The organism is Pseudomonas frigoris, from assembly GCF_047758635.1.
Taxonomy (GTDB): domain Bacteria; phylum Pseudomonadota; class Gammaproteobacteria; order Pseudomonadales; family Pseudomonadaceae; genus Aquipseudomonas; species Aquipseudomonas frigoris.
Genome location: NZ_CP180479.1, coordinates 6542615 through 6554641, shown reverse-complemented (window position 1 = coordinate 6554641; position 12027 = coordinate 6542615). Strand labels below are relative to the sequence as shown.

Annotated in this window: 11 protein-coding genes; 6 read left to right on the top strand and 5 right to left on the bottom strand. The window is 58.9% G+C overall.

What is annotated here, in order from left to right; genetic code table 11:
- Positions 1-116 precede the first annotated feature (116 nt).
- Both metK and ACMXYH_RS30240 read right to left on the bottom strand, forming a co-directional pair.
- Positions 117-1307 (bottom strand): methionine adenosyltransferase, encoded by a 1191-nt coding sequence (gene metK / locus ACMXYH_RS30245; RefSeq protein ID WP_056739024.1) that lies wholly within the window; start codon positions 1305-1307, stop codon positions 117-119.
- Between the two features lie 18 nt (positions 1308-1325).
- Entirely contained in the window at positions 1326-2321 is a 996-nt protein-coding gene (locus tag ACMXYH_RS30240) for an ArsR/SmtB family transcription factor (protein ID WP_129440427.1), read from the bottom strand.
- 260 nt (positions 2322-2581) lie between these two features.
- On the opposite strand from ACMXYH_RS30240, the gene tkt reads away from it, so the two are divergent.
- The 6 genes from tkt (at position 2582) to fba (ending at position 8965) form a co-directional block, all read left to right on the top strand.
- On the top strand, positions 2582-4579 hold the full coding sequence (tkt, locus tag ACMXYH_RS30235) for a transketolase (RefSeq protein ID WP_129440429.1): 1998 nt from the start codon (positions 2582-2584) through the stop codon (positions 4577-4579).
- 151 nt (positions 4580-4730) lie between these two features.
- Complete coding sequence (gene epd, locus ACMXYH_RS30230; RefSeq protein ID WP_134420614.1) at positions 4731-5798, top strand: erythrose-4-phosphate dehydrogenase; 1068 nt, start codon at positions 4731-4733, stop codon at positions 5796-5798.
- Between the two features lie 12 nt (positions 5799-5810).
- Positions 5811-6974 (top strand): phosphoglycerate kinase, encoded by a 1164-nt coding sequence (locus tag ACMXYH_RS30225; protein WP_415765804.1) that lies wholly within the window; start codon positions 5811-5813, stop codon positions 6972-6974.
- A gap of 34 nt (positions 6975-7008) precedes the next feature.
- On the top strand, positions 7009-7230 hold the full coding sequence (locus tag ACMXYH_RS30220; RefSeq protein ID WP_046045274.1) for a hypothetical protein: 222 nt from the start codon (positions 7009-7011) through the stop codon (positions 7228-7230).
- Between the two features lie 56 nt (positions 7231-7286).
- Entirely contained in the window at positions 7287-7619 is a 333-nt protein-coding gene (locus ACMXYH_RS30215) for an MliC family protein (protein ID WP_415765803.1), read from the top strand.
- Between the two features lie 281 nt (positions 7620-7900).
- On the top strand, positions 7901-8965 hold the full coding sequence (gene fba, locus ACMXYH_RS30210; RefSeq protein WP_046045276.1) for a class II fructose-bisphosphate aldolase: 1065 nt from the start codon (positions 7901-7903) through the stop codon (positions 8963-8965).
- A 68-nt stretch (positions 8966-9033) separates the two neighbouring features.
- On the opposite strand, the gene ACMXYH_RS30205 is transcribed toward fba, so the two are convergent.
- From ACMXYH_RS30205 to ACMXYH_RS30195, 3 genes are all read right to left on the bottom strand, one after another.
- Positions 9034-9327 carry a fructose-bisphosphate aldolase gene (locus ACMXYH_RS30205; RefSeq protein ID WP_415765802.1) on the bottom strand — a complete coding sequence of 98 codons (294 nt, stop codon included), beginning with the start codon at positions 9325-9327 and terminating at the stop codon, positions 9034-9036.
- A 746-nt stretch (positions 9328-10073) separates the two neighbouring features.
- Positions 10074-11099, bottom strand: coding sequence for an IS110 family transposase (locus ACMXYH_RS30200; RefSeq protein WP_415764593.1), 1026 nt, complete (start codon positions 11097-11099; stop codon positions 10074-10076).
- A 141-nt stretch (positions 11100-11240) separates the two neighbouring features.
- Entirely contained in the window at positions 11241-11909 is a 669-nt protein-coding gene (locus tag ACMXYH_RS30195; RefSeq protein ID WP_134420604.1) for a polysaccharide lyase family 7 protein, read from the bottom strand.
- Between the last annotated feature and the right edge of the window lie 118 nt (positions 11910-12027).

Here is a 12027-nt window from a genome sequence, read left to right as displayed (position 1 = left end):
ACACAAATCCCTGTAGGAGCTGTCGAGTGAAACGAGGCTGCGATCTTTCGATTTTCGCGCAATAAAAAGCCCCGCACGGCGAACCGTGCAGGGCTTTTGGTACCGCCGGGGAAGTCTTACAGGCCGGCAGCCGCGCGCAAGGAATCGGCGCGGTCGGTCTTTTCCCAGGTGAAAGTGGTGAAAGTGTCTTCGCCCACAGTCTTGGTTGTCGGGGTGCGACCGAAGTGGCCGTACGCAGCGGTTTCCTGGTACATCGGGTGCAGCAGGTCGAGCATGGTGGTGATTGCGTATGGACGCAGGTCGAACACTTCGCGAACCAGTTTGACGATTTTGTCGTCGCTGATCTTGCCGGTGCCGAAGGTGTTCAACGAGATCGACGTCGGCTGAGCAACACCGATCGCGTAGGAAACCTGAATCTCGCAACGCTCAGCCAGGCCGGCCGCCACGATGTTTTTAGCCACGTAACGACCCGCGTAGGCGGCCGAACGGTCAACCTTCGATGGATCTTTACCGGAGAACGCGCCGCCGCCGTGACGGGCCATGCCGCCGTAGCTGTCAACGATGATCTTGCGACCGGTCAGACCGCAGTCGCCTACCGGGCCACCGATGATGAACTGGCCAGTCGGGTTGATGTGGAACTGGGTGTCTTTGGACAGCAGTTCGGCAGGCAGTACGTGCTTGACGATCAGCTCCATCACGCCTTCGCGCAGGTCTTTGTAGGACACGTCAGGGTTGTGCTGAGTCGACAGTACAACGGCGTCGATACCGACAACTTTGCCGCCTTCGTAACGGCAAGTCACTTGCGACTTGGCGTCCGGGCGCAGCCAAGGCAGCAGGCCGGATTTACGGGCTTCGGCCTGACGCTGAACCAGCTGGTGCGAGAAGGTGATCGGTGCTGGCATCAGCACGTCGGTTTCGTTGCTGGCATAGCCGAACATCAGGCCCTGATCGCCGGCGCCCTGATCTTCAGGCTTGGCACGGTCGACGCCCTGATTGATGTCAGGAGACTGCTTGCCAATGATGTTCATCACGCCGCAAGTGGCGCCGTCGAAGCCGACATCGGAGCTGTTGTAGCCGATGTCCAGAATGACGTTACGCACGATCTCTTCCAGGTCGACCCAGGCCGACGTGGTGACTTCACCTGCGATGATTGCAACGCCGGTTTTTACCAGGGTCTCGACCGCGACACGGGCGAATTTGTCTTCAGCAATGATGGCGTCCAGCACAGCATCGGAAATCTGGTCGGCGATTTTGTCCGGATGCCCTTCGGACACGGACTCGGAGGTGAAGAGGGAGTATTCGCTCATCTCGATTTTTTCCTGAATTTACCGATGGTGAGTGTCGCCAGCCGGTCGCTGAAAATGGCGGACCTGGATCTGGAAACCATTACGTAAGCCTACATAGAGGCTTTCCCCGGGAACGAGTCCCGCAGCGGTGGCCCAACGGGCCAAATCGTCCTGTTCAAACCCCAACCAGAGATCACCGCAGGCCTCCCTGGCCCAACTCTGGTTGTGGCTACATAACTCTGTCACGAGCAGGCTACCGCCCGGTTGCAGCAAGTTGGCCATGTGCTTGAGAGCTTCGGCCGGCGCAGCGAAATGGTGCAGCACCATGTTCAGTACAACGCAGTCAGCCTTGAGGCGGACACCGTTCAATGCATCGGCCAATTGCAGGCTGACGTTAGCCAGCGTTTCACGTTCGCAAACCTGGCGCGCCAGTTCGAGCATCGCCGGGCTGTTGTCCAGCGCCGTGACCTGTGTAAAGCGGCGCGCCAGTTCCGGCAAAAATGCGCCATCTCCGGGGCCGACTTCGATGGCCGTGGCGCCTTCGCTGAAACTCAGCTTGTCGAGCAATGCCACCACGCTTTCGCGGTATTGCGGCAGACCGGCGATCAAGTCTTGCTGGGCGCGAAACTTCTCCGCGACCCGTGAGAAAAAGTCCTGGCTGGCCGCCGCTCGTTGCCCATGGACCTGACCGATCCGCGACTGCACATCGGCAGGCAGGGGCAGGTTGTCCACTTCTTCCAGTAGCGCGGCATGCAGCTTGCCGCCCAGCAGGTCGGTGTGGGGCAGGGCGCGACGGTAGAAAATCGCGTTGCCTTCACGGCGCGTCGCCACCAGATCGGCCTGGGCCAATACCTTGAGGTGATGACTCATGCCGGACTGGCCGATGCCAAAGATCTGCGCCAGCTCCAGTACGCCAAACGAATCGTTGGCCAGCGCGCGCAATACATTCAGCCGCAGAGGATCGCCGCCGGCCTTGCACAGGGCCGCCAGCTCATCGCAATCGTCATGTCGAATGGAAGGCACACGTAAATTCATAAGGCCAGCAGTCTAGTGACGGTCAGAAAACACCGCAAGAGCAATATCAAAAAGTTTTGATATTGCACGATAGATGGCACTTCTCGGGGAAAGGGTCACTCTACAAATCGTCAGCGGAAAGGTTTCATCAGGCGAATGCGACTTTATCCACCGGAAAAACGCCTTCAGATGACTATCTGTCATTGCCCCGAGGCGGGTGGGTGAGGGAAAATGCTCGCCTTTTTTCCGTTTCGTTTTATTCAGCCCCCAGGAGAACAGCGATGCCCAGCCGTCGTGAGCGTGCCAACGCCATTCGTGCCCTCAGCATGGATGCCGTGCAAAAAGCCAACAGCGGCCATCCCGGTGCCCCTATGGGTATGGCGGATATCGCCGAAGTACTTTGGCGTGACTACCTGAAGCACAACCCGAGCAATCCATCGTTCGCCGACCGTGACCGCTTCGTGCTGTCCAACGGTCACGGCTCGATGTTGATCTACTCGCTGCTGCACCTGACCGGCTATGACCTGTCGATCGAAGACCTGAAGAACTTCCGCCAACTGCACAGCCGCACCCCGGGTCACCCGGAATTGGGCTACACCCCAGGCGTTGAAACCACCACCGGTCCACTGGGCCAAGGCCTGGCCAACGCCGTTGGTTTTGCCCTGGCAGAAAAAGTCCTGGCGGCGCAGTTCAACCGTCCGGGCCACAATGTTGTCGATCACCACACCTACGTGTTCCTGGGTGATGGCTGCATGATGGAAGGCATTTCCCACGAAGTCGGCTCCCTGGCCGGTACTTTGGGCCTGGGCAAACTGATCGCCTTCTACGACGACAACGGCATTTCCATCGACGGCGAAGTCGAAGGCTGGTTCACCGACGACACGCCGAAGCGCTTCGAAGCCTACAACTGGCAGGTCATCCGCAACGTTGACGGTCACGACCCTGAAGAGATCAAGATCGCGATCGAAACTGCGCGCAAAAGCGATCAGCCAACCCTGATCTGCTGCAAGACCACCATCGGTTTCGGTTCACCGAACAAGCAAGGCAAGGAAGACTGCCACGGCGCCCCACTGGGTGACGCGGAAATCGCTCTGACTCGTGCTGCGCTGAAATGGAACCACGGTCCGTTCGAAATCCCGGCCGACATCTACGCCGAGTGGGACGCCAAGGAAACCGGTCGCGCGGCCGAAGCCGAATGGGATCAGCGTTTCGCTGCCTACTCTGCTGCCTTCCCTGAGTTGGCCAACGAGCTGATTCGTCGTCTGAGCGGCGAACTGCCGGAAGACTTCGCTGAAAAAGCCTCTGCTTATATTGCTGAAGTCGCTGCCAAAGGCGAAACCATCGCCAGCCGTAAAGCCAGCCAGAACGCATTGAATGCCTACGGCCCGCTGTTGCCTGAACTACTGGGCGGCTCCGCTGACCTGGCCGGTTCCAACCTGACCCTGTGGAAAGGTTGCAAAGGTGTTTCGGCTGAAGACGCCAGCGGCAACTACATGTACTACGGCGTTCGCGAGTTCGGCATGAGCGCGATCATGAACGGCGTGGCCTTGCATGGCGGTCTGGTGCCTTACGGCGCGACCTTCCTGATGTTCATGGAATATGCCCGCAACGCCGTGCGCATGGCCTCGCTGATGAAGCAGCGTGTCGTGTTCGTCTACACCCACGACTCCATCGGTCTGGGCGAAGACGGTCCGACTCACCAGCCGATCGAGCAACTGACCAGCTTGCGCAGCACGCCGAACCTCGACACCTGGCGCCCAGCCGATGCCGTTGAATCGGCGGTGTGCTGGAAACTGGCTCTGGAACGCAAGGACGGCCCTTCGGCGCTGATCTTCTCGCGTCAGAACCTGCAGCACCAAACTCGTAATGCGTTCCAGATCGCCGACATCGCCCGTGGCGGTTACGTGTTGAAGGATTGCGACGGCGAACCTGAGCTGATCCTGATCTCCACCGGTTCCGAAGTCGGTCTGGCGGTTCAGGCCTACGACAAGCTGACCGAACAAGGTCGTAAGGTGCGTGTTGTTTCGATGCCTTGCACCAGCGTGTTCGATGCTCAGGACGCCGGCTACAAGCAAGCGGTTCTGCCGTTGCAGGTCAGTGCCCGTATCGCCATCGAAGCCGCCCACGCGGACTACTGGTACAAGTACGTGGGCCTGGAAGGCCGCGTGATCGGCATGACCACCTACGGCGAGTCGGCGCCTGCGCCTGCCTTGTTCGAAGAGTTCGGCTTCACCCTGGAAAACATCCTGGGTCAGGCTGAAGAGCTGCTGGAAGACTGATCCAGAAAATGTGTCGCCTGGACTGACGCCATCGCGAGCAAGCTCGCTCCCACAGGGATGTACACCGTCCATGTGGGAGCGAGCTTGCTCGCGATAGCGTTGGTCCAGGCAACGCTGCAATAACGGATTCACCCAGGTAATCGAGAACCCCATGCCTCAACCGCGTCCTTACAAAGTTGCACTCAACGGCTACGGCCGGATTGGTCGTTGCGTCTTGCGTGCGTTGTTTGAGCGAGGCGATAAGGCCGGGTTTGAAATTGTTGCGATCAACGATCTGGCTGACATGGCCAGCATCGAATACCTGACACGCTTCGACTCCACTCACGGGCGTTTTCCCGGGGAAGTGAAGGTCGAGGGCGATTGTCTGCATATTAATGGCGACTGCGTGAAGGTCCTGCGCAGTGCCACCCCTGAAGGCATCGATTGGGCGTCGTTGGGCGTCGATCTGGTGCTGGAGTGCTCCGGCGCTTACCACACGCGTGCCGATGGCCAGCGTTTCCTCGACGCCGGTGCGCCGCGTGTGCTGTTTTCCCAGCCGATGGCCAGCGAGGCGGATGTCGACGCCACTATCGTCTACGGCGTGAACCAGGATTGCCTGACCGGTGATGAGCTGCTGGTGTCCAACGCGTCCTGCACCACCAACTGCGGCGTGCCGCTGTTGCGCCTGCTGGATCAGGCCATTGGTCTGGAATACGTGTCGATCACCACCATTCACTCGGCGATGAACGATCAGCCGGTGATCGACGCCTATCACCACGAAGACTTGCGGCGCACCCGTTCGGCGTTTCAGTCGGTGATTCCGGTGTCCACTGGTCTGGCGCGTGGCATCGAACGGCTGTTACCGGAACTTGCCGGGAGAATTCAGGCCAAAGCCGTGCGGGTGCCGACGGTTAACGTGTCTTGCCTCGACATTACGATGCAGACCGTGAGCGACACCGACGCCACCGAGGTCAACCGGATTTTGCGCGAGGCCGCCACCAGCGGCCCGCTCAAAGGCCTTCTGGCCTACACCGAGTTGCCTCACGCCAGTTGTGATTTTAATCATGACCCACATTCGGCCATCGTCGATGCCAGTCAGACCCGAGTTTCCGGCCCACGGCTGGTGAACATCCTGGCCTGGTTCGACAACGAATGGGGGTTTGCCAACCGAATGCTGGATGTTGCGGAACACTATCTGCAATCAGCTGGCTCTCCAAAACACTGCTCTCCAAAACAGTAGGAAATGCGACCCATGACCGTGTTGAAGATGACCGACCTCGATCTGCAAGGTAAGCGCGTACTGATCCGCGAAGACCTCAACGTCCCAGTCAAGGACGGTGTTGTCACCAGCGATGCGCGAATCCTGGCCTCGCTGCCGACCATCAAGCTGGCCCTGGAAAAAGGCGCGGCCGTGATGGTCTGCTCGCACCTTGGCCGTCCGACCGAAGGCGAGTTCTCGGCCGAGAACAGCCTCAAGCCAGTCGCTGATTACCTGAGCAAGGCCCTGGGCCGTGAAGTGCCGCTGGTGGCCGATTACCTGGGCGGCGTTGACGTGAAGGCCGGCGACATCGTGCTGTTCGAAAACGTGCGCTTCAATAAGGGCGAGAAAAAGAACGCTGACGAACTGGCTCAGCAATACGCCGCCCTGTGCGACGTGTTCGTGATGGATGCCTTCGGCACCGCTCACCGTGCGGAGGGTTCGACCCATGGCGTGGCCAAGTTCGCCAAAATCGCGGCCGCTGGCCCGTTGCTGGCCGCTGAACTGGACGCACTGGGCAAAGCCCTCGGCGCCCCGGCCCAGCCAATGGCAGCCATCGTTGCCGGCTCCAAGGTCTCGACCAAACTCGACGTACTCAACAGCTTGAGCCAGATCTGCAACCAGCTGATCGTCGGCGGCGGCATTGCCAACACCTTCCTGGCCGCTGCCGGTCACCCGGTCGGCAAGTCCCTGTACGAGCCGGACCTGCTGGACACCGCTCGCGCCATCGCCGCCAAGGTCAGCGTGCCGCTGCCGGTCGACGTCGTGGTTGCTAAGGAATTCGCTGAAAGCGCCACCGCTACCGTCAAACTGATCGCTGATGTGGCCGCAGACGACATGATTCTGGACATCGGCCCACAGACCGCGGCGAATTTCGCCGAGCTGCTGAAGTCGTCCCAAACCATTCTGTGGAACGGCCCGGTGGGCGTGTTCGAATTCGACCAGTTCGGTAACGGCACCAAAGTCCTGGCCCAGGCCATCGCAGACAGCTCGGCATTCTCCATTGCTGGCGGCGGCGACACCCTGGCCGCTATCGATAAATATGGCGTTGCCGATCAGATCTCCTACATTTCTACCGGCGGCGGCGCGTTCCTCGAATTCGTCGAAGGCAAGGTGCTGCCGGCCGTTGAAGTCCTGGAAAGCCGGGCCAAGGCCTGAGGCCGCCCATTTGACCAGGCAAAGGAGTGTTCAGATGGTCAAAACATTAGCGCTGTTGATTATCGCGGGGTCGCTGGCAGCTTGCGGGAGTAACCCGAAAGCCCCGAAGGTACCCGAGACGCCTGAACAGGACAAAGGCTGCTACCAGGCCGACTGGCAGGCGGAAACCAATCCGGTGATCAACAAGCGTTCCGGGCCTGATGGCCTGGACAAATATGAGACACAGACCCCGGCCAAGGAACATGGTTGCCCTTGACGGGTCTGACACTTTACTCAGGGCTGGCGACGTGCGTCGTCGGTCGAGGAACATGGATGAAAGGTTTTATCGCCGTTGCGACGCTGGCTCTGCTGGCAGGTTGCGCTAATTTGAACCTGTTCAAGCCTGCCGAATCGACGGACAACTGGACCATCTGGACCTGCGACAGTCAGGCTAAAGTGCTCTGGCGCTACACCGACGAAAGCCGCAAGGAAGTCGACGTTCGCCTGGGCGGTGCCGATCAGGTCTACCGCTTGAAGCATGAGCCGGGCGCCGAAGGTTCGCTGTACAGCAACGACATGCTGGCGTTTCACATAAAAGGTGAGGAAGGCCTGGTGTACTGGGTCGCCACCAATGATTTGATCGGCCGCGGTTGCAAAGCGCAGTAAGACACGAAATTGATACACCACAGATCCAATGTGGAAGCCAGATCCAAATGTGGGAGCGGGCTTGCTCGCGAAGGCGTCGGGTCAGCTTGCATCAACGTTGAATGTTAAATCGCATTCGCGAGCAAGCCCGCTCCCACAATGAATCTGTGCGGGTACATCAGATTTTTGCAGCACCGAATGAGCGGAGCGGGCCAACCCCCGATCTGCAATAACTTGAATAGCCGCCGCCGCTACGGCAGGCTGGCACGATTAACGACCCTCAACCGGGAGAGACACACACAATGGCACTTATCAGCATGCGCCAGATGCTGGACCACGCAGCCGAGTTCGGCTACGGCGTTCCAGCCTTCAACGTCAACAACCTTGAGCAGATGCGCGCCATCATGGAAGCCGCTGACAAGACTGACTCCCCGGTGATCGTCCAGGCTTCGGCCGGTGCTCGCAAATACGCAGGCGCCCCGTTCCTGCGTCACCTGATCCTGGCGGCAATCGAAGAATTCCCGCACATCCCGGTGTGCATGCACCAGGACCACGGCACCAGCCCTGACGTCTGCCAGCGCTCCATCCAACTGGGCTTCAGCTCGGTGATGATGGACGGTTCCCTGGGCGAAGACGGCAAGACCCCGACCGACTACGACTACAACATCCGCGTCACCCAACAAACCGTGGCCCTGGCTCACGCCTGCGGCGTATCGGTAGAAGGCGAGCTGGGCTGCCTGGGTTCGCTGGAAACCGGCATGGCCGGTGAAGAAGACGGCATCGGTGCCGAAGGCGTTCTGGATCACAGCCAAATGCTGACCGACCCGGAAGAAGCCGCCGACTTCGTCAAACGCACTCAGGTCGACGCCCTGGCCATCGCCATCGGCACCAGCCACGGCGCCTACAAGTTCACCAAGCCGCCTACCGGCGACGTGCTGGCCATCGACCGCATCAAAGAAATCCACAAACGCATCCCGAACACCCACCTGGTGATGCACGGCTCGTCTTCGGTTCCGCAAGACTGGCTGGCGATCATCAACCAGTACGGCGGCGACATCAAAGAAACCTACGGCGTACCGGTTGAAGAAATCGTCGAAGGCATCAAGCACGGCGTGCGCAAGGTCAACATCGACACCGACCTGCGTTTGGCGTCTACCGGTGCGATGCGTCGCCTGATGGCTACCAACCCGAGCGAGTTTGATCCGCGTAAATTCTTCGGCGCGACTGTTACTGCCATGCGTGATGTGTGTATCGCACGTTATGAAGCGTTTGGTACTGCGGGTAATGCTTCGAAGATCAAGCCGATCTCGTTGGAAGCGATGTATCAGCGGTATTTGAAGGGTGAGTTGAACGCGAAGGTCAACTAAGCCTTCAGCGTTACTACCGGTATTAAAAAACCCGCAGCGATGCGGGTTTTTTATTGCCTGAAAATTGACTACTGACTCTTGGGCGTTTCAACCCCGTGCTGCTCAATCACCCGAAACACATCGCTTACATCCTGAACCAGGATCCGGGCGAAGTTGGTGACGGTGTTGATGTCGTTCTCGGCGTAGTCGGGGAGGCTGGTACAGGCCATGAGGTGCAGGTATTTGAGGGCGGCGTTGAGGCGTTCGCTGACACAATTGTGGAGTTCGCGCAGCGGGGCGTCGCTGTCGATGAGGAGGACGGGGTAGTCGGTGGCGAATTGGGACATGGGGGTGAAGCGACGGGGCGGTTGTTGATTGCTCATGGAAAATCCTTAACTCAAGAAAGAATTCGCCACCGTTTGCTGCGAAACAAATGGGGTGGCAGCTGTGCGCGGGTTCGCAGACCGAGGAGTTAAGACCCGGCAGACCCGAGGGTCTCCCACGCACAGCCGCCATAAAAAACGAGTACGGGCAAACGCTGCCCGTGTCGTATTTTGACGGTTGTGGTTCTAACTCGGTAGGGCTGCGAAACCCTATAGCCGACTGCTGTCAGCGACGGGGCGAACTATCAGCGGCGACTTTGGCGGCTGCAACCGGGGTGTAGGACCGTGCGCGGTCATTGTAGCGAGGGGGCTTGGTCCCGCTCGGCGGCGCAGCCGTCGTCAATCGGGCTGTGTGGTGTGTCAGCAGGAATGAGATGGCAGGTTTTGGGGCCAACTTTGCAGCCCGGTGGGAGCAACTCCCTCGCCACAATGGGCGGGTTCCTACGTGCTTTTCGGAGCTAAAGATCAAAAGATCGCAGCCTTCGGCAGCTCCTACATCTATGGTTACCCCCTTTTCTGCAATACTGTTTTTGATGCGTGTTTGGCTTGCTTTCATCTATCCGGCGTCTGAGTGGGGGTTGTGGTCCCCGCGCCTCGATGAGAATCGATGCCCGACGATCCTAATTAGTGGAACGGCCTTTCAGCCGTGTAGGAGCTCAGGGTTGTCGTCAGGCCGGTTGGCCGTTCACGTCATCTGTTATCCAGCATCGCAAAACCAGGTGGGTGGTGCTCGGGTGACAGCAGGGTCAGGCGTTCATCTTGGCTGGCCCTGCATCGAATTCAGTGTGGTGTGCTGCGATTGCCCAGGCGATCCTCGCCAGCTTGTTGGCCAGCGCACAGACCACGAGATTGGAGTGATGGTGGGACGCTAATAACTGGCGGACCCAGTCCGCCAAAGCGCCTTTCTGTCGCTCCAGCTGGATCAGGTAGACACGGGCGCACTGGATGAGCAGGCGCCTCTGGTTTCGATCACCGCGCTTGCTGATGCCCAACAGGACGGTCTTGTCGCCCGTGGAATGCTGTTTGGGCACCAGCCCGATGGAGGCTGAATAGCCTCGGCCGCATTTGAATTGTTTGCCATCGCCCAACTCGGCAGCCAGGACGGTGGAGGTGATCGGGCCTAAGCACGGTATTGTCATCAAGCGCGATGCCAGATCATCTTCAGCGGCCTGGCATTGCACTCGCTTATCCAGTGTCTTGATCCGCTCAGTCAGGTAGTTGAAGTGCTCATGCAGCATCGTCAGATTTAGTTTGATGGCCTCAGAGAATGAACTCGTCTCAAGCAGCCCCGGCAGTTCATTGATCGACTTGAAGCCGGGGGCCAGGCTGACGCCAACCTCCAGAAGGGCGGCGTGAATCCGATTGACGGTTGCGGTGCGGTCTTTGATGAACGCATCGCGGGTGGAGTTGAGCATGGCCAGCGCCTGTTGGGCCTGGGTTTTGGGCGGCACAAAGCGCATGGTGGGGCGAGTCGCCGCCTCGCAGATCGCCTCGGCATCGGCGAAGTCGTTCTTGTTGCTTTTCACGTAAGGACGCACGAGATGAGGGGCGATGAGCTTGGGCGTATGGCCCAGCTTGGCGACCTGTTGTGCCATGAAGTGGGCGCCGCCACAGGCTTCCATCACGACGGTGCAGGGTTCGAGATTCGCCAGATGTTGGATGAGCGTCATTCGAGTGAATTTTTTGCGGTAGAGCTCATTCCCGCGCTCATCTTGTGCATGCAGATGGAAGGTACGTTTTCCTAAGTCGATGGCGGCAATAGCTACTTTCATGGCAACGGTCTCCGATGAGCCCCCTGTGAAAGCTTAGTGGGCGATCACGGGCGGCGGCGGGGGTAGCCATTTCATTAGTGGCGACTCGATCTCATGTGGAGCTGCCGAAGGCTGCGATCTTTTGTGCGGTGGACGCGATCTCTATTTATCGTGATCAATATCCAGCTTGCTGAACGTCACTTGCCCGCCTTCGCTGGTGTACCCGGTGTTGTCCTGCACATAAACCCCGGCCTTGAAGTACAGCGGCTTGACGCTCCAGGTCTTGCTGATTTCGGTGTCCCACTGGTAGCCCGCCGCACTGATGCCCAGCGCGCCGCGCGGGCTCAGGTGGATGAGGTAGGAAAACTCCCGATCCAGTTTCACCCCGGTAGCAATGGTGATTATCCGTGCGCTATCGTCATCAGGGTGCATACGAACCTTGGCGACGATGTTGCCTGACTGCGTAGTGGTGCTGTACTGATACTCGAGCTTCACCATGGGCTTCTGGCTTTCATAGGCGTGGATCTGGCCAATAACGATCTTCCCCGAACTCGGTACCTGATTCACCGCCATGGTGGCGCGCAGGGTATTGTCGGCGTCCGGGTAGAGCCAGTTTTTCAGGGTGCCATTGCTGTAGGTTTCGCGAAGTTCAGTGCGGGGGTACTTTGCGTTTTCAGTTTTGGAACCGGTGACCGGGGCCCAGAAAAACAAGGTGCCGGTGTCGGAGTGGAAGTATTGGTCCTTGAAGCCATCCACCAGTTTTGACGTTTCAACGGTGTACGGCGGATTGCCGACAGGAACACTGAGGTTCCAGGTTGCGAGATCAATCATAGACAAAAGCTTCCACGTTTTTTTACTGCACGCACGTTCCAGAAGCTCTGGCACGCGCCTTGGGGGCAATCCTTATAATCGCAGAAGTTCAATTTGTTAATGCGTAAATGACAAACGG